Source organism: Roseibium sp. MMSF_3412, from assembly GCF_030733265.1.
In the GTDB taxonomy this organism is placed as follows: domain Bacteria; phylum Pseudomonadota; class Alphaproteobacteria; order Rhizobiales; family Stappiaceae; genus Roseibium.
Map to the genome: position 1 here is coordinate 13,086 of NZ_JASHJI010000014.1, position 18,403 is coordinate 31,488.

Below are 18,403 nucleotides of genomic sequence, written 5' to 3' on the forward strand. Positions count from 1 at the left end.
TCCCTCAAAACTTTCTGACCGGGTCAGGCAACACCGCCATAGGCGACGCCGGACAAGTCGGACATTTCCCGTTTCCAGGTGGTCAGGTCGTCCGGGTTGAATTCGTTCAGATGCGAATAGCCACAGGCGCGCGCCATCACCTGCATCAGTTCCACCGACGCTTCGAAGAAATTGGTGAGCTGGCGGGCGGATTTTTCGACCTGGATCCGGCTGACCAGATGCGGCTTCTGGGTCGCAATGCCAACCGGGCAATTGTTGGTGTGGCAGGCGCGCATGGCGATGCAGCCGATGGCCTGCATGGCCGCATTGGAAACGGCGATGGCGTCCGCACCGAGCGCCATTGCCTTTACGAAATCGGCCGGTTTGCGCAGGCCCCCCGTGATCACCAGACTGACATCGGACCGGCCGGACGTGTCCAGATGGCGGCGCGCCCGGGCAAGGGCCGGGATGGTCGGAACCGAGATATTGTCGCGGAAGATGATTGGGGCCGCACCGGTGCCGCCGCCGCGTCCGTCGAGGATGATGTAGTCGACGCCGATTTCCAGCGCCGCATCGATGTCCTTCTCGACATGCTGCGCCGACAGCTTGTAGCCGATGGGAATACCGCCGGTCCGGGTGCGCACTTCGTCGGCGAATTCCCTGATCTGAATGCTATCGGTCCAGTCCGGAAAACGGGGTGGCGAAATCGCGTCGGTGCCTTCCTCCAGCCCACGCACCTGTGCGATCTTGCCCTTCATCTTTGAGCCCGGAAGGTGCCCTCCCGTTCCCGTCTTGGCGCCCTGGCCACCCTTGAAGTGGAAGGCCTGAACCCGGTCGAGCTTTTCCCAGTCGAAGCCGAAACGGGCCGAGGCGAGTTCATAGAAATAGCGGGAATTGGCTTCCTGTTCTTCCGGCAGCATGCCACCCTCGCCGGAACAGATCCCCGTGCCGGCAAGTTCCGCGCCCCGGGCGAGTGCCACTTTGGCCGGCTCTGACAGCGCGCCGAAGCTCATGTCGGATACGAAGAGCGGGATCTTCAGGCGAAGCGGTTTTTGCGCGTTGGGACCGATGACAACGTCTGTTCCGACCGGGTCATCGTCCAGAAGCGGAAAACGCTGCAGCTGTGCGGTCAGGATCTGGATGTCGTCCCAGTCGGGCAACTGTGTCCGGGGCACGCCCATTGCATCGACCCGGCCATGGTGGCCGGTCTTGCTCAGGCCGTCGCGCGCGTATTGCTGAATGAGGCCGTTATAAGGTTCTTCCTCCGTGCCGTGACTGGTGTCGGCATAAAGACCCAGATACTGATCGCGCTGGAACGGCTGCGGGTTGTCCTGCGCCCAGGCTACGATTTCATCCTCATCGACAAGAACCTCGTCTCCTTCAATCCAGCTCTTGAACTTCGGCAGGGCCTCGGAATTGTTGTATTCGGAGACGCCGCTGTCGACGCGGTAGTCCCAGTAGTGGACGCCGCAGATGAGATTGTCTCCCTGAACATAGCCGTCGGACATCAGCGCGCCGCGGTGAAGGCACCGGCCGTAAAAGACGGAGACGTCCTCATCGAACCGGACGACCACCAGGTCGACATCCGCAACCAGGGCGTATTGCGGGTCCCGGTCCGGCAGGGCGCTCAAGGTGGCTACAGCGTGTTTTTTCATTTCTTCCCCCGGCTAACGGCTTCTGACTGATCTCGAAGCCTTGGCTGATGTTCTAATGTTTTCTTGGGTTTAGTTATTGATCGGCTGCCCCTTCCGGACGCATCGGCGGCACTGCTGCCATCTCGGCGGCGCCTTCGTCGTCCGACATGCGGGCACCGTACCACTTTGCAAACGGAACGGCAGTCACACCATGCAGCACGGCGCTGATCCAGACGGCGTTGACGGCAAGGTTTAAAAGGTACTCGCCGATTTCATGGTCGATCTGGTCGACCACCAGCAACGCGAACAGTGCGGTGGCAAGACCTCTCGGGCCGAACCATCCGAAGAACAGTTTCGTCAGCGGGGCGGCGTCCGTTCCGGCAAGCGACAGCCAGACCGCGAGCGGGCGGACGACAAACAGGCTGATCAGGATGATCGCGAGCATGCCGGCGTCCAGGTGCGCGATGGCGCCGGGCAACAAGGCAAGTCCGATCAGGAAGAAAGCGCCCCAGGCAAGCATCTGTCCTTCGTTCTCGGTGAACTCGTAGATGAACGCGCACTGGCCCTTGATGACGTTGCCGAATGCCAGGCCCGCGACGAAGGCGGAGATGAAGCCGTTGCCGTCCACCAGGCCGGCCGCGAGATAGGCGGCTCCCGCCATCGCGATGGCTCCGATGCCCTCAATCGTTACCGAGGTCATCTTGCGGTGCTTGGCGGCGAGGAACAGGTAGCCGCCGACAAGCCCCATGATGCCGCCGACAAGCGGACCGAAGACCAGCTGTTTCGCGCCGAAGACCAGCCAGTTGGTGGCGTCCTGATGCATCACTTCGGCCGTCAGGCTGGCAAAGAGCAGGATGACCGGCAGCGCCAGACCATCGTTCAGTCCGCTTTCAAGCGTCAGTGCGCGCCGGACCCTTTCCGGTACGGCTTCGTTGGTCACGACGGCCTGACCGAGGGCCGCATCGGTCGGGGCGAGCAGGGCTGCTGCAAGCGCGGCGACAATCAGCGGATAGGTTGTCATGAACGGTGCGGCGGCGGCCGTGCCGATCACCACGGCCAGCGGCAGGCCGATCAGCAGCATCCGGAGCGGCCACTGATGTCGTTCGCGGAGCGCGCGCAGATTGATCTGGGCAGCGTCCAGAAACAACAGGATGATCAGGGCGAGCTCGGCGACGATGTGCAGAAGGTGTTCTGCTTCGGTGAAGGGCATCAGGCCTGTCTGGGCCATGAGGTAACCGAACCCGATAAAGAGGATCGGGGCAGTCAGAATTCCATTCGACAGTGTTTTCGCCAGCAACGTGTAGCAGACCGTAAACATTGCCAGCATCAAAAGACCGGTGGCCATTACGTTCTTTCTCCCGAAGCCCACGCGGTACAAATGCCGACGGCTGCTCCCTGATTCAAATCATAAGCAGATGACACTGCCGTGTGGCAATCGTGAATTTACCCGAGGAGAGAATTGTGATTGAGGCCGGTGCGCAGCCTGTGCTTCACTCTGCGCGGGCAAGCCGCAGCAGAATGCGCTCGGCGTCCGCCGGTTCGGCGGCTATCTCCAGAATGAGTTTCTTGCGGACAGCGTCGGCAAAGGTTGCCGCACTGTCGGCAGTGACGACAAATGCTGCCGGGCCGCCGATGATCTCATCGTAAAATCGTTGCTCCAGGTCGTAGGAGACGGGCCGTCCCGAGCAGTGCCGGCAGAGGACGGCAAGACCGTTGATGACGATGCCCGAGCCGACCACGATGTCCCTGGCTTCGCGGATCGGCGGACCGTTCCAGTTGTTGGCGCTGTCTGCGGAAAGATCGATCACGCGGCGCAGACCCGTGTAGTCATTTGAGTCGATCAGCTCCTTGCCTTTCAGGAGGGCCGCGCCGATCGCGTTGCGGCCATAGGCCTGGCGCGGTGCTTCCATGAGCCTTGCAGCAAAGTCGTCCGCCGAAGCCTTCCCGTCGATCACCGTCCAGTCAACGACGACGTCCTGGGAGAACATGTCGGCCCATTCGACATAAGTGACAACGATCTTGCCGTAGGCATTGCCGGCGATGGCGTTCAGAACCGACGGATCTGTAATCGCTGCCGCGTATCCGGCGCGCTGAAACCGGATTTCGGCTTCGTCGATCGAACCGGTGGCGTCTGCAAGGAGAACAAGCTCAAGATCGAGTTCCTCGGAAGCCGAGGGTGTTGCAAGAAGCAAAAACCAGGCGACGACAACAAGCGCGATTCTCATAATTTCCGCTCCCCGATCACAGGTCCCCAGTCCAAAGCTAGGGCAGTTGTGCGAAAAGAAAAAGGCCGCGCAGCCCATGCTGATGCCTGTGGCCGCGGTGGTCATCGACCGCCCGCGCGTCCATGCGCAAAAAAAACCCGCCCAAAGAGGGCGGGCAGGATCTACCTTCGGGAGGGAAAGGAACCGGTCAGGCGACCGCTCGGGCGAGCGCGCATTGCGACCACAGATCGTTGATGGAATCCGCGAGATGCTCGATGTCGGCTGCCGTGTGCAGCGGTGTCGGAGTGAAGCGCAGGCGTTCGGTTCCGACCGGAACGGTCGGGTAGTTGATCGGCTGTACGTAGATGCCATAGGTCTCAAGCAGGATGTCGGAGATCCATTTGCATTTCTTGGCATCGCCGACCATCACCGGAACGATGTGGCTCGGATTTTCCATGTGCGGAATGCCGCGCTTGTCGAGTGCCGCGCGCAACTGTTCCACCCGGTCCTTGTGCGCCTTGCGCTCGAACGGGCTTGCTTTCAGGTGCTTGATGGACGCGGTTGCGCCTGCGGCAAGCGCCGGTGGCAGTGCGGTGGTGAAGATGAACCCCGATGCAAAGGAACGGATGAAATCGACAACCGTCCTGCTGCCGGTGATGTAACCGCCCATGACGCCGAATGCCTTGCCGAGCGTGCCTTCGATGATGGTCAGCCGGTCCATCAGTCCTTCGCGCTCGGCAACACCGCCGCCGCGCGGGCCGTACATGCCAACGGCGTGGACTTCATCCAGATAGGTGATGGCACCGAACTTGTCCGCGACGTCGCAGATTTCCCTGATCGGGGCGATATCGCCATCCATGGAATAAACGCTTTCGAAGGCAACCATCTTCGGTGCGTCCGGATCGTCTGCTGCCATCAGCCGCTCCAGATCTTCATAATCGTTGTGCTTGAAGATCCGCTTTTCGCAGCGCGCATGGCGAATGCCCTCGATCATGGAGGCGTGGTTCAGCGAGTCGGAATAGACGATCATGCCCGGGACCTGGGAAGCCAATGTGCCGAGAGCTGCCCAGTTGGATACGTAGCCAGACGTGAAAATCAGCGCAGCCTCCTTGGCGTGCAGGTCGGCGAGTTCCTGCTCAAGGAGGACATGGTAGTGATTGGTGCCGGAAATGTTGCGTGTGCCGCCTGCGCCCGCGCCGCATTTCGCAATGACGTCCTGCATCGCGCCGACAATCTTTTCGTGCTGGCCCATGCCGAGATAGTCGTTGGAGCACCAGACAGTGACATCCTGAGTGGAACCGTCTTCACGATAGCGTGTCGCGCGCGGGAAATTTCCGGATTGACGCTCGAGATCGGCGAAGACCCGGTAATTCCCATTGTCATGAAGTTTGCCAAGACGCTCTTCAAGATAGGCGTTCACGTCCATAATACCGGTCCTCTGCTCCGCCCGCATTTCCAAGCGAGCGCCTCTCTTTTCATTCCACCGTCTGTCGCGTCCCGGTGGTTGAGCGTCAGGTCCCGAATGCCCAAGCTTCCGGGTACCTTTAAGATATTCTAAACTGCATAATTAGACAAATCGCCTTGATCAAGGTCAAACACGGGTGATGCGTCCAAAAGTCATAGAACATATTGTTCTGCAAATCGCCAAACGGCTGTGCCGAACGTCACTGCTGCGAACCGGCCTCCAAGTCTGAAACTGCGGGAAATTCCAGAAGAGTGTTGCTTTCGAGTTCGAAACATGAATACTGATTCATGTTTCATTTTTCAGGAGCGCGGGTGTGAACAATCCGGCCGGCAATGCAGCCATGTCCCAAAGGACGCCTTTCAACAAACCGAAGACAGCACGTGGCGAGGCCACGAAGAAAGCAATTCTGTCTGCTGCGGAGCGCGTCATCGGTGCCCGGGGTTACAACGACGCTTCGATCGGTCAGATTACCAGTGAAGCAGGGGTCGCCCAAGGCACGTTCTACATTTATTTCAAGACGAAAGAAGAAGTCTTTTCGGAGCTTGTCCTGGAGATGGGCCGGCTCGTGCGTCACACGATATCCGATGCGACACAGGCGATCTCGAACAGGCTGGAAGCGGAGCAGGCTGGCCTGACGGCCTTTCTCGAATTCGTTCAGGCCCATCCCGACCTTTACCGGATTGTCCAGGAAGCCCAGTTCGTCGACCCGGATGCCTACCGCGAATACTACAGCGCCTTTGCGGAAGGGTATCGGAGCGGGCTGACAGAGGCCGCAAGAGACGGTCAGATCTCGCAAGGAGATCCCGATACCCGCGCCTGGGCGCTGATGGGAATTGCACGTGCGCTTGGTGAACAAATTGTCGTGTTCGGGAACAAGGCACCGATCACAGATCTTGTCGACACGGCCTATGACCTGATCGCGAACGGGCTCAAGCCGTGACGACCGGGGCCGGACAGGTCGTTATCGACGAGGCCGACGGCGCGGTCCGGGTCGGCCTGAACCGCCCAACCCGTCACAATGCGCTCGTGCCGGAACTTGTTAACGAGCTTGACGATGCGCTGGACCAAGCAGCGGGAAGAGATCCCACCGCGCTTGTCCTCACCGGCAATGGCGCGAGTTTTTCGACCGGCGGCGACATTTCAGGCTTTCTCTCACATGCCGGTTCGCGAGAAGAGCTGCTGGGCTATGCCGAAGACCTCGTCGGCGGTCTGCATGAAGTCGTCTTGAAACTGCTGTCCTTTCCCGCACCGGTTCTCGCGGCCGTCAACGGTCCGGTGACCGGAGGGGCGACCGGGCTCGTTCTGGCTGCCGATATGGCCGCGATGAGCGAGCAGGCCTTTCTCCAGCCCTATTACTGCACCGTCGGGTTCGCGCCGGACGGCGGCTGGACGGCACTGCTGCCTGAACGCATTGGGACCGCCAAGGCACTCCAGATCCAGTATCTGAACGAGCGCATCAGTGCTGATGAGGCACAGGCGCTGGGTCTTGCCGCCTGCGTTTGCGCGCGCTCGGAACTCGACGGTGTCATTGCACAGTGGCTGCGCATGCTGGAGACCGGATCGCGTGCAACTCACCGGGCAACGCGAAAAAATATCTGGGACGATGTGCGCCTCGAACAGGTGCGTATGCGTCTCGACCGGGAAAAGTCCAGGTTTCTGGACCTGATCGTACAGCCGGATACGCTCGCAGGCATGAAGGCATTCCTGCAAAAGCGTGCATGACGCTTTGCAGGACCTCAACACCAGGTGCCAGGAGGACCCATGGAGTTTCTGACCGACATGGCCGCAAAGCGGGCCGAACTGACACCCGATGCCATCGCCTTCTCGGACAGGGACAGCGGCCGGTCCTATACGTTTCACGACATAAACGAGCGGGCAGACCGGCTCGGCAATCTGCTGCTGGAAAAAGGATTGGGCAAGGGGGACCGTTTTGCCGCGCTCTGCCTCAATCATCCCGATTTTTTCGTGCTGCTGTTCGCAGCCCAGAAGACGGGAGTTCTGCTGGTTCCGCTCAACTGGCGGCAGCCGGTTGCCGAGCTCGAGCCGATCCTCGCGGCGTCCAATGCCCGGGTGATGTTTGCCGACGATGCCCACATGGCAACAGCACACGAACTCGCAGATGCCACCGGGATCGAACTGCTGCCGATGGGGGCCGCCGCTGAAGGTGCGAGCGCATTGGATGACTTTCTGGACCGGGCCGATCCGTCGCCCGCCGGAACCGGGCAGGTCGAAGCGGCCGCACCGTGGTACCTGCTCTTTACTTCAGGCACGACAGGTCTGCCGAAAGCCGTCATTCAAACGGCGGGCATGGCCTACGCCAACATGATCAATTATTGCCAGGCAACCGGACTGAGCGTTGGCGAAAAGGGTGTCAGTTTCCTGCCGCTGTTTCATACCGCGGGGATCAATCTGCCGACGCTGCCGATCTTTCTGAACGGCGGCTCCTCGACCATTCTGCGCAAGTTCGATCCGGACGCGGTGCTTGACCTGATCGATGAAGACCAGGTGACCCAGTTCTTCGGCGTGCCGGCGATCTATCAGGCTCTGGCCCTGTCATCGAAGGTCGAAAGCACCGACTTTTCCCGTGTCCGGTCTCTCGGGTGCGGCGGGGCACCCGTTCCGAAGCATCTGCTTGCAGACTTCCAGGCGCGCGGCGTGACGATCTGCAACGGCATGGGCATGACCGAAACCGGACCCACCGTGTTTCTGATGGATCCGGGACATGCGGCCAAGAAAATCGGGTCGGTCGGCAAGCCGCAGATCCTCACCGACGTACGCCTGGAGAAATCTGACGGAAGCATCGTTGAAGGCGCCGGCGAGGGGGAGGTCCAGTTCCGCGGCCCGAACATCACGCCCGGCTATATGGACAACAGCCGGGCCACCTCCGAGACATTCACCGGGGACGGCTGGCTGAAATCGGGTGACATCGCCCGGCGTGATGCGGACGGTTACTATTTCGTCGTCGACCGGATCAAGGACATGTACATTTCCGGCGGCGAAAACGTCTATCCCGCCGAAGTGGAGAAGGTTCTGGATGGCCACCCGGCGATCCTGGAAGCGGTCGTGATCGGCGTTCCCGACGCCAAGTGGGGGGAAGTCGGTGCAGCTTTTCTGGTTCCGCGGCCCGGGACAGAACTGGACACCGCGGCATTGGCGGACTGGTGCCGCTCACAGCTGGCGCCCTACAAGGTCCCGAAAAGCTTCACTGTCACCGACGACCTGCCGCGCACGGCCGCGGGCAAGGTGCGAAAGAACGTCCTGAAAGACACGTTTTCAGCCACAACCGTTCAGGAGGATGCGTGAGCTATGAGCCTTGCCTCTGACAAACCATCTGCAACCGTCTTTACCTGGACACCCACCCAAGGTGATTTCGATGCCTTTGCGAGACTGTCCGGCGATGACAATCCGATTCATGTCGACCCGGTGTTTTCCGCGCGTACCCGCTTCGGGCGCACGGTTTCGCATGGCATGCTTTTGTACACACGTGTTCATGCCTGTCTGGAAACGCTTTATCCGGGCCGGCAGCATGAATTGCAGACGCTGATGTTTCCAAATCCTTCCTATGCCGACGAGGAACTGTCGCTTTCCTTTTGCGAGGACGCAGGGCAACCGGATCTCGTACTGATTGAAATCAGCAGAACCGCCGACCGCGCCGTGACACTTTCGGGAACCTGCAGGCTCGGAGGTCCGTCGTGACTTTGGAAATCGGACAAAGCAAGGAAATCACCCGCACCTATACACTGGAGGATATGCAGGACTTCGCCGTGTTGGCCGGGGAGACGGCAACCGTGCCGACATCGGTTCCAGGCCCCCTGATCGGCGGCTTGTTTTCCTATCTGCTTGGCGTGGAGCTTCCCGGCCGGGGAACGAACTACCTGAAACAGAGCCTGGAGTTTCTTGCGCCTGCCCCCGTGGGGCAAGCGCTCACGGCGTCCGTGACGGTGTCACGGCTGCGCCCGGAAAAACACCTGGTGGACCTTGAAACCGTGTGCACGACACCGGACGGAACCCGGATCTGCCAGGGCCGCGCTCTGGTCTATGTCGAGGATGTCGGCAAAGACTAGGCCGTGCCGACGGGTCGACCCCGGTACAGGATAGGCGTTCGCGATTGTCGAAACGTCTCCGGTTCTCGCGGAGCACATCTGTTGGCTTTCATAGTTGAAAAAGGTGCGGTGGCAGATCAACTGCCACCGGTCGATGGCCTCAGTTAGCCGTTGGGAAGACGAAGAAGGCGAGATCCCAGCCGTCATTGATCCCATTGTCGTTCACATGGGTCATTTTGGTGATGTTGATGTCGCGATAGTAAAACAGCGCTCCACCCTTATCGTTGATCTTTACCTGGGTTCCGCCGCCAAGATTTTCGGCATCGACAAAGTCAACCGGTGCCAGTTCCTGGAAATTCGGACCGTCACCCGTGTCGTTGTCGTTGGCGAGCACCACCAGCATGGACGTCACCGGCTGGTCAAAGGTTATGGTGAAATTCGAGCCGACGTGAAGGTCGTCATATCTTCCCGGCAAGTCGTTGAAGCTCGCGCCGCCGCTCTTGTTGGTCAGAGGCGCGTAGATATTGTCAGCAACGACAGTCCAACCGACACCGTTGGAAGTCCCTTTGGCGACGACTTTGCCGGTGGCACTGTCGCGCTCCATCTCCTGCACGTCAAAACTCAGTTTCTTAAGGTCAAGCCCGGAGATTTTCTCTGGAACAACCGGCGCTTCCGGCTTGACCGGTTCGGCAACCACGGGTGCTTCACTGACCGCAACCACGGTTTCAGAAAGTGCTTCCGTGAGTTCGGTGGCGTTGTCGGCGCTCAGAAACTTGCCGCCGGTGTTGTCGGCAATGCATTGCAACTGACGCGCTTCCTCGTCGGTCAGGCCAAAGCCGACCACGTGCACGGTGAAATTGATACCGCTCTGTTCAAGCAGAGACGCCATGAGGCAAGGGTCGGCTTCGCAGGTTTCCAGACCGTCGCTGACCAGGATAACGGAAGCCGGATCTTCGACATGACGCAGTTCTTTGGCCGCCAGAAGCAGGGATTCCGCGATCGGTGTCTTGCCCTTGGGGCTGATGCTGCGGACACGCGAAGAAAAATTGGCGGCTTCAAGCGGCGCAGCAGACTGAATGACTTCGATGTCCGCACAATCACCTTTGCGGCGATGGCCGTATGTGATCAGTCCCAGATCGACGTTCGGGTCCCATTTGCCAAGGACATTGTCAATGACGTCGCGGGCAATGCTGATTTTCGGCACCCCGTCGATCTGGCCCCACATGCTGCCGGAAGCATCCAGCACCATCATCGCCTTGCCGCGCTCTTTCTGGTCCTGAGCCTGACCCGGCTCAGCCGCTACAAACCCGCCGGCGGCAACAAGGGCGAACCCCAGGCAAGAGGCAATACACTTATTCATTATTTCTAACCTCGGTAAACTTACGTAATGGAACAGTTGAAACAAAATGTCCGGTAGCATGGCTCGCGACCTGTGAATAGCAACTTTTGCGGTCACGTTTTCATTATCTTGACGGCAGTCGATGCGCGCTTTCTTTTGCGATTTTTTCCTCCCACGCTTCCGGAGAAGTCAGTTTCACCGCTTTTTTAATTCACGCAAAGATCCTGAAAATGTGTTCAAGAACACAGATTTAGGTGTTTGCGACAAATGCAATCGCGATCGTGATTTCCAACACACAGCCAGGGTTCGAAAGTCACTAGATGTTTTCTCGTTGATTTAATCCAGTGAGGGGACGGGCAATGATTACGATTTCAGCAAATGAATATGTGAAAGACGAAGGCAACAGCGGCAAGACCGTCTTTGCGTTCACGATCTCGGCGACAAACATCTTTGATCTGCGGGGTGCGGGAAATGGTGACAATGTGTCGTTGAACCTGCGTCTTCTGGAGAAGGGGATGAACAGTTCCGACGGTCTCAAGCTGATCGCCGACCCGAAGACCGGAGTGACGACCACCGGCAACCTGACCGGCGCCATCAGCTTTGACCGGGATAATGACAAGGTCACCAAAACAACGGAGACATATGTCGACGGATTTGGCGAAGAAGAGGAAATTGTCTACCGCACCTATACAAAAACTATCTATGTCGAAATCAGCGGCGACACGGATGTCGAGGCGCATGAGATGTTCGGCCTGGCCGTTACAAGCGGCTGGATGAAAAACGGCAAGTCCGTCTCTTTGGACAAGGCACACGGACAGGGCGTAAACACGGAATACCCGAAGGGAAATTTCAAGGTCAATGAAGTCGCCTATCAGGTCGTCCGGAACGACGACGGCGAAGGGAAGATTGACGAAGATGCCCTGGGTGCTCTGGGCAAGCAGGCAGAAAAACTCGGCCTTGCAGGCGGCAAGTCACATGTTGATTTTCTGAGCGGCCGGATGGAGTTGGATCTGGACGGGGAGGGCCGTAAAAAGGAGCCCAGGGACTGGTCGGAACTGTCGCCGGAAGAAAAGATCGAAGAGCTCAAGAAGCTGATCGAAAAAATCCGCAAAGAAGAAAGCGACCTCCTTGAGGAGATCGACAAGAAAGACTCTGCGGAGATCTCGGCAGAAGACCAGGCGCGCCTCGATGAAGTTGACGAGCGTTTGGTGAAAGAGCTGGAGCGTCTGGATAAAGCTGAAGAAGATCTCAGGAAAAAAGAAGCAGAGGATGCCAAGTCGGCCGGTCTGCCGGACAAGATCAAATTCGATACCGGTGAGCAGAGTTTTGCGTTTGATTTCTCGAAAGTCTCTGGTTCGGAAACCGGAGAGGAAAACGAATTCATGGACAGTTTTGATGGTGCAGGCGTGCCGGATCAATTCGAATTCATAGCAGATGAACTGCCGATGACATCTGAAGCCGATCTTAAGGAGCAGTTCGATCTGCAGCTGTCGGAAGGCGATGCATTTTTCTAAACGCCTCGGGAATTCGAAAAGAAACAAAAGGGTGGCCTCGCGGCCGCCCTTTGTTCATTTCGGATGCGTCGAATTCGGCGCTTCAAAGCACCCGAAAGTTCACCCATATATCCATTTGGGCATGGCGCTCCTGCCATTTATGGCCCAATCCGTTGCGTGCGGCGTCCGAAGTGAAATCGTCCTCACGACCGAGGCCGCCAGGCTGCTTTATTCTCCTTCGACAAGCCGGGATTTCGATGGCCAGAAGGCATGATGCCCCTTGAGCTTACGGGTCATCGGGATCGGGTCCTTGTAGGCCCAGCCGATTTCCTCACCGTCCAGCGACACATAACTGGCATCGCCCTTGATCGGACAATGGGTGGATTTGTCCACCGGACCCAGGGATGCAACGACATCTTCTTCCGGGAAATAGATCACGGGGTCATAAACCGACTTGCCCAGCTCCATCACCCTGAGAGCGCGGGTGCTGTCGGCGAGCAGGGTGTCTCCCGCATAAACGCGCATGCGCCGCGGCGCCGTCTTGATGACCATCATGTGGTTCGGGTCGTCGGGATTTCTGATTGCATCCCTCAGGGCTGCAATGGATGTGTCTGACATGCTGGCACTCCTTTCCGGTCAAAGGTGTGGTCGGAGACCTGACTTCGCAATCCCGTTTCCTGAAACGGGCCGGTGCGAAAATGCACGAATAACGTCGGTTTGGCGGGAGCCGGAACATTTTCAAGCGAATTCAGCCTTGAAAATTCGACCAAAACAGGTCTCTAACCTTGCGAAACCTGAGAGGTGCATTCCTGATGAGTGAGCAGCCGGAAGATATCCTGCGCAATCTGTTCCAGCGGGCTGTCGAGGTGGCCGATCCGATGAAAAGCCTGGCGGCCTTCCTGCCTAAGAAGCCGGACGGGCGGGTGACCGTTGTCGGTGCCGGCAAGGCGTCGGCACGCATGGCCGAGGCGGTCGAGGCGGATTGGGGACCGTGCAGCGGCCTGGTCATCACCCGTTACGGCTATGGACGCCCGTGCAAGGGCATCGAGATCGTCGAGGCCGCGCATCCGGTCCCTGACGAGGCAGGCCTTATCGCGACGCGGCGCATGCTCGAGCTGCTTCATGGCCTTGACGAAGACGATTTCGTGCTGGCGCTGATATCGGGCGGGGCCTCCGCATTGCTGACCTCACCGGCAGGCGATATCTCGCTTTCCGAAAAGCAGCAGGTCAACCAGTCGCTGCTGAGTTCCGGTGCGCCGATCGGTCAGATGAACACGGTGCGCAAGCACCTGAGCGCGGTCAAGGGCGGCCAGCTTGCGGCGGCTGCCTATCCTGCGAAAATGCTGGCGCTGCTGCTGTCGGACGTGCCCGGCGACGACCCTGCCGAGATCGGTTCGGGGCCGACCGTTGGCGACGACAGCTCTTCCGCAGATGCTGCGGCGATCCTGGACCGCTGGCAGATCGATGTGCCTTCTTCCGTCAAGACCGTTCTGTCCGAAGCCACCGGCGTCTTGCCTCCGGGCCATGACAGGCTTGCCGGCGTGACCAACACGATCTTTGCCGCGCCTTCCCAGTCCCTGGAGGCTGCAAAGGACCTTGCCGAAGGTCTCGGGTGCGATGTCGAGATCCTCGGCGATGCGCTGGAAGGGGAAGCAAGGGAGGTCGCACACGCCCAGGCCAAGCTGGCGCTCGAGCGGCAAAGGCAGCGCACCGGCTCCGACCGGCCATTGCTGCTTCTGTCCGGCGGTGAACTGACCGTCACGCGCAACGGCAACGGTGTCGGCGGGCCGAATGCGGAGTTTGCACTCGCCCTGGCGCTTGCGCTGAAAGGAGCTTCGGGCATTCATGCCATCGCCTGTGACACGGACGGCGTTGACGGGGCTGCCGAGGTCGCCGGTGCGGTGGTCGGCCCGGACACGCTTGCAAAAGCCGATGCGCTTGGTGTTTCGGCCTCCGGTGCGCTGGCTGACAACGACGCTCACAGCTTCTTTGAAAAGATCGCGGACCAGGTCGTGACCGGGCCGACATTGACAAATGTGAACGATTTCCGCGCGATATGGGTCGGGGCGTGAGCTGATCCGCCGCGAGAGCCGGAACAGAGACCTGATCCGACGGGCGGGGTTTCGATGGGGGTGGAATGTCCGAGGTGACCATCACGCGTGCCGTGCGTATGCCGGACCCGTTCCGCATCGAACGGTTTCTGTCCAATCCGAAGCTCGGACCGCGTCTTCTGTTCTTCAGCGGCGGATCGGCGTTGAACGGTGTTTCGCAATGCCTGAAACGCTACACGCATAATTCCATACACCTGGTGACACCGTTCGACTCCGGCGGCAGTTCGCAGGGGCTCCGCGTGGCGTTCGACATGCCGGCCATCGGCGACCTCAGAAGCCGGTTGATGGCGCTGGCCGACGAGACCGTGCTCGGGCATCCGGATGTTTTCCGGCTGTTCACGCACCGTTTTGCGAAATCAGCGAATGGCGACGATCTGCAGGGTGAACTCGACGGCATGATCGGCGGGACCCATCCGCTGGTCGAGGCCATCGAGCAGCCGATGCGCACGCTCATCCAGAACCAGCTCGGCATGTTCCGCGGCGCCTGTCCGAAGTCCTTCGACCTGCGCGGGGCAAGTATCGGCAATCTCATTCTGGCAGGCGGCTATCTGAACCAGAACCAGCAGCTCGAGCCGATCATATTCCTGGTGTCCAAGCTCGTCGGCGTGCAGGGAACGGTGCGGGCAGTCACGGACGACAACCTGCATCTGGGCGCCGAACTGGCCAATGGCGATGTCGTTATCGGGCAGCACCTCCTGACCGGCAAGGAGCACCCGGAACTGGCATCGCCGATCAGGGACCTGTTCCTCAATCGCGGCCTTGCCGGCAAGGCACCGGTGGAAAGTGTCTTTCCAAAGCGCAATCGCACGCTGGTACAATCCGCGGACCTGATCTGCTTCGCGCCGGGGAGCTTCTACACCAGTCTTGTCGCCAACCTCCTGCCGAAGGGTGTCGGCAAGGCGATCGCGTCGCGCACCGTTCCGAAAATCTATGTGCCGAGCCTTGGTCCGGACCCGGAAACGTCTAACCTAAACCTCGCCGACAAGGTGCATGCACTTCTGAGTTACCTTCACCGCGATGCGGGACCGGACTGCCCGACAGACAGATTGCTCAATTTCGTGATTGTCGACAGCAGCGTGCCGGAGAGCGAAACGGCAGAGGTCAGTGCTCGGGGCATCACGGTGCTCAGGCTTGACCTGGTGAGCAAGACATCGGCACCCTTCTATGACCCCGCACCACTCTGCGAGGCCCTGGCCTCCCTGGTGTGAGGCGATATCAGCCTGGCAGCCAGGCTGCACGTGGTGTCCGTTGTGGTGCGGTCATCAATTTTATCTTGCATTGAGAGGTACCTCATCCAAGGGATGTCCTGTTGAACCGCTTCGGCCAGCGGCTGACAAATCTAAACTGCTGGAGATATTCATATTTCTGTCATTGTAAATTTCGTCACCCGATGCTACTCCACATACAAAAATGGGGTGTGTTATGAAAGTTTTCGTGCAACTGGTTGCAGCACTTGTAAGTGTCATCGCGTTTGTTGGATCTGCGAATGCGATAACAATGACGCCTGATGGAAACAACTTACTTACCGTAAAGTTTTCTGTTTCCGCGCAGTCAATCGAATACAATGAACTGTATTTCCGTCTGGATTCATCCGTTTCGAGAGGGAGGTATACAGGCACTTCGTCGCTATACAACGGCAATAACTTGCTCGGTGTCCATGAAGCGCCGAACGGAATCTATACCAGGTTCGTCAGATCCGACAGTATCTTCGCCCATCAGCCATTTGCTGCCGTTGTTGTCGATTTCACAAGTATTGCGAACGGTACGATCAAAGGCGTCTATACCTATCTGATGACGTCCGGTTCCCGGCCTGACACCTTTCTGAGTTTCGACGCTGCCGATTTCAGGGTGACAACGGGTGCGAACAACTCCGGGTTCCTGCGCGGCGTAATCGAGGACATCTCGGTTTCGAGGGCTCCGGTTTCCGTTGTACCTTTGCCCGCGTCGCTTCCGTTGCTGGCCGGTGGTCTCCTGTTGGTCGGACTTGTGCAACGGCGCAGGCGCGGCAACTGACGGTTTTGGTTTCCATCAAAGCTGGCGGCCCCACAAGGGGCCGTTTTGCGTTTGTGGCCATGTCGCGCGAACGAAGTTGTTGGCACGGGACGGTGACAGACCTATGATCCGGAGGCGCGGGCCACCGCTGGACAAAGGGAAGGCATGCGAACATGGCTCATGACGGCAAGGTCGACGGCATCGGAGGCGTCTTCTTCAAGAGTGCCGACCCGGAGCGGCAGGCCGCGTTCTACAAGAAGCATTTCGACATCAATATGGGGACATGGCTGCATCAGAATGCCGGCCCATCGGTCTTCGCCGCGTTCAAGGAAGACACCTCCTATTTCGGCCCCGCGGACAACCGGTTCATGATCAATCTGCGAGTGAATGACATCGATGCCCTGATGACGAGCCTTCGCGCCGACGGCGTGACCGAACTCGGCTACGACGACGAGGCATACGGCCGCTTCTTCCGCTTTCTGGACCCGGAAGGCAATGCGATCGAACTCTGGCAACCGCCGGAGGGTGAGTTGCCCGAAGAGTAGGCCTGGCCTGCACGTGCCTTCGTCATCCCGGACGCAGCGGCGCGGAGATCCGGGATCCACTCGTTTCCGGAGGCCTGTTTGCATATGCGCGGGGCTGCCGCCCAAACCAGGCACTTCTTGGTCGATCTTGCTGCGCCGTGGATTGGATCCCGGATCAAGTCCGGGATGACCTTGTGGGAATCCTTGCTCATCCAGACATGGTGCGCCTGGCATTGCTCGTGATGAGGAAGTCCTAAAACGGACTGCTCGTGCACCGGAACACCCGATCACCTAGTGGTGTGCAGGACAAGCCATGGTTTTTCCGAAACCTTCAAGCGCAGTGTTTTGCTTTAACACCAACGCGTTCCCGCATTGCGCAATAAATCTTTTATGTTTCCGAAACCGATTTTGTTGACTTCCGAAACCGGTTTTGGAACACTTTGCATCAATAAAATCGCGCCATTTGCAATCGGCCGCGAGAAACCGGGGCCAGGTGTCCCTTGGGAGGAATGATGTCGCGACTCCGTGGTTCCGTGACCATTGACGACGTGGCCCGCCATGTCGGCGTTGCCAAGGGAACCGTCTCGCGCGTCCTCAACAATTACACCGACATTTCCGAAGACACCCGCAAACGCATCCTGAAAGCGGTGCAGGATCTCGGCTACCAGCCCTCGGCGACGGCCCGGAACCTGAAACGCGGGCGTCAGGACACGCTCGGGATCATCATCCCGGTTGGCCACGGAAATGGCGCGGATCCGTTCCTGGCCGAGTTTATCGACGGCATTGCGCGCGCGCTCGACGAACTGGGGCTCGATCTTCTGGTCACCACCGCGCATTCGCGCGATCACGTTATTGCAACGCTCAAGCGTCTGATCGCCCGGCGCAAGGTCGATGGTTTCATTGTCACGCGGACCGAGGTCGAAGATCCGCGTATCGCGTATCTCCAGGAGCAGAATTTCCCGTTCGTGGCGCATGGACGCACGCGCGACCCGTCCGGCTACGCCTGGTTCGACATTGACAACGAGGAAACCTTTGCCACCGGCGCGCGCCACCTCTACAGCCTCGGTCACGAGCGCATCGGTTTCATCGGCGGTCCGCTGGAGCTGAACTTCGCGCGGCAGCGGCTGGAAGGCTACCGGCAGGGCCTGGAAGCGCTTGGGGTTGCCCATGACGCCGAGCTGGAAACCCTGCAGCCGATCGGTGAAAAGGGCGGCATCGCGGGCGCCAGGGCTCTGCTTTCGTCAAAGGCCCCGCCGACCGCCATCCTGTGTGCGACCGACGCACTGGCGATCGGCGCCGTGCAGTTCTGCAGATCCGTTGGCCTGAAGCCGGGCGCCGATGTCACGGTGATCGGATATGACGGCCTGCCGGCAGGTGAATATGTGGACCCGCCGCTGACGACCTTTACACAGAGCGCACAGGAAGCAGGCGGCCGCGTGGCCCGCATGCTGATCGATGTTCTCGACGGCAAGCCGCCGCACCAGTTGCAGGCGCTGGCCAAGGCAAAACTCATCCGGCGCGCCTCGGACGGCGCACCGACCATGACGTCGGAGGCGCTGGCAGGCGTGCTCCGTGACCGGCTGAACGAACAGCCACTTTCCGGCAGTAAGGGAGAATGA

General features: G+C 59.3%; 17 protein-coding genes. 11 read left to right on the forward strand and 6 right to left on the reverse strand.

Features of this window, described 5'->3' with window-relative positions; translation table 11 throughout:
• Window positions 1-23: 23 nt before the first annotated feature.
• From RBB49_RS20915 to hemA, 4 genes are all read right to left on the reverse strand, one after another.
• Window positions 24-1,634 carry a glutamate synthase-related protein gene (locus RBB49_RS20915; RefSeq protein ID WP_306144837.1) on the reverse strand — a complete coding sequence of 537 codons (1,611 nt, stop codon included), beginning with the start codon at window positions 1,632-1,634 and terminating at the stop codon, window positions 24-26.
• A gap of 73 nt (window positions 1,635-1,707) precedes the next feature.
• Window positions 1,708-2,958, reverse strand: a complete 1,251-nt coding sequence (locus tag RBB49_RS20920) for a sodium:proton antiporter (RefSeq protein WP_306144838.1) — start codon at window positions 2,956-2,958, stop codon at window positions 1,708-1,710.
• 145 nt (window positions 2,959-3,103) lie between these two features.
• A complete protein-coding gene (locus tag RBB49_RS20925; protein WP_306144839.1) occupies window positions 3,104-3,838 on the reverse strand; it encodes a DUF1194 domain-containing protein in 735 nt (244 codons plus the stop codon).
• 187 nt (window positions 3,839-4,025) lie between these two features.
• The gene (gene hemA, locus RBB49_RS20930; protein ID WP_306144840.1) at window positions 4,026-5,243 is read right to left on the reverse strand and encodes a 5-aminolevulinate synthase; all 1,218 of its coding nucleotides are present in this window, start codon (window positions 5,241-5,243) and stop codon (window positions 4,026-4,028) included.
• Window positions 5,244-5,595: 352 nt separating this feature from the next.
• Between hemA and RBB49_RS20935 the strand changes: the two genes are divergently transcribed.
• Genes RBB49_RS20935 through RBB49_RS20955 form a run of 5 tightly spaced genes read left to right on the forward strand, consistent with a single transcriptional unit; the run spans window position 5,596 to window position 9,346 of the window.
• Window positions 5,596-6,222: a TetR/AcrR family transcriptional regulator gene (locus tag RBB49_RS20935; protein WP_306144841.1), complete on the forward strand. Its 627-nt coding sequence runs from the start codon at window positions 5,596-5,598 to the stop codon at window positions 6,220-6,222.
• Window positions 6,219-7,004 (forward strand): enoyl-CoA hydratase/isomerase family protein, encoded by a 786-nt coding sequence (locus tag RBB49_RS20940; protein ID WP_306144842.1) that lies wholly within the window; start codon window positions 6,219-6,221, stop codon window positions 7,002-7,004. Before RBB49_RS20935 ends, RBB49_RS20940 begins: the two co-directional genes overlap by 4 nt.
• Window positions 7,005-7,043: 39 nt before the next feature.
• The gene (locus RBB49_RS20945; RefSeq protein ID WP_306144843.1) at window positions 7,044-8,585 is read left to right on the forward strand and encodes an AMP-binding protein; all 1,542 of its coding nucleotides are present in this window, start codon (window positions 7,044-7,046) and stop codon (window positions 8,583-8,585) included.
• 3 nt (window positions 8,586-8,588) lie between these two features.
• Entirely contained in the window at window positions 8,589-8,978 is a 390-nt protein-coding gene (locus RBB49_RS20950) for a MaoC/PaaZ C-terminal domain-containing protein (RefSeq protein WP_306144844.1), read from the forward strand.
• Window positions 8,975-9,346, forward strand: coding sequence for a phosphate acetyltransferase (locus RBB49_RS20955; RefSeq protein ID WP_306144845.1), 372 nt, complete (start codon window positions 8,975-8,977; stop codon window positions 9,344-9,346). The genes RBB49_RS20950 and RBB49_RS20955 overlap by 4 nt, the downstream gene beginning before the upstream one ends.
• Window positions 9,347-9,485: 139 nt before the next feature.
• On the opposite strand, the gene RBB49_RS20960 is transcribed toward RBB49_RS20955, so the two are convergent.
• The gene (locus RBB49_RS20960) at window positions 9,486-10,685 is read right to left on the reverse strand and encodes a VWA domain-containing protein (protein ID WP_306144846.1); all 1,200 of its coding nucleotides are present in this window, start codon (window positions 10,683-10,685) and stop codon (window positions 9,486-9,488) included.
• A 338-nt stretch (window positions 10,686-11,023) separates the two neighbouring features.
• Between RBB49_RS20960 and RBB49_RS20965 the strand changes: the two genes are divergently transcribed.
• Window positions 11,024-12,178 (forward strand): hypothetical protein, encoded by a 1,155-nt coding sequence (locus tag RBB49_RS20965; protein WP_306144847.1) that lies wholly within the window; start codon window positions 11,024-11,026, stop codon window positions 12,176-12,178.
• 207 nt (window positions 12,179-12,385) lie between these two features.
• Here the strand turns inward: RBB49_RS20965 and RBB49_RS20970 are convergent, their stop codons facing one another.
• Complete coding sequence (locus RBB49_RS20970; RefSeq protein ID WP_306144848.1) at window positions 12,386-12,775, reverse strand: DUF427 domain-containing protein; 390 nt, start codon at window positions 12,773-12,775, stop codon at window positions 12,386-12,388.
• A 194-nt stretch (window positions 12,776-12,969) separates the two neighbouring features.
• On the opposite strand from RBB49_RS20970, the gene RBB49_RS20975 reads away from it, so the two are divergent.
• From RBB49_RS20975 to RBB49_RS20995, 5 genes are all read left to right on the forward strand, one after another.
• Window positions 12,970-14,229, forward strand: a complete 1,260-nt coding sequence (locus RBB49_RS20975) for a glycerate kinase (protein ID WP_306144849.1) — start codon at window positions 12,970-12,972, stop codon at window positions 14,227-14,229.
• A 65-nt stretch (window positions 14,230-14,294) separates the two neighbouring features.
• Window positions 14,295-15,476 carry a GAK system CofD-like protein gene (locus tag RBB49_RS20980; RefSeq protein WP_306144850.1) on the forward strand — a complete coding sequence of 394 codons (1,182 nt, stop codon included), beginning with the start codon at window positions 14,295-14,297 and terminating at the stop codon, window positions 15,474-15,476.
• A gap of 436 nt (window positions 15,477-15,912) precedes the next feature.
• On the forward strand, window positions 15,913-16,281 hold the full coding sequence (locus RBB49_RS20985; protein ID WP_306144851.1) for a hypothetical protein: 369 nt from the start codon (window positions 15,913-15,915) through the stop codon (window positions 16,279-16,281).
• Between the two features lie 152 nt (window positions 16,282-16,433).
• Window positions 16,434-16,805 (forward strand): VOC family protein, encoded by a 372-nt coding sequence (locus RBB49_RS20990; protein ID WP_306144852.1) that lies wholly within the window; start codon window positions 16,434-16,436, stop codon window positions 16,803-16,805.
• A gap of 491 nt (window positions 16,806-17,296) precedes the next feature.
• Complete coding sequence (locus tag RBB49_RS20995) at window positions 17,297-18,403, forward strand: LacI family DNA-binding transcriptional regulator (protein ID WP_306144853.1); 1,107 nt, start codon at window positions 17,297-17,299, stop codon at window positions 18,401-18,403.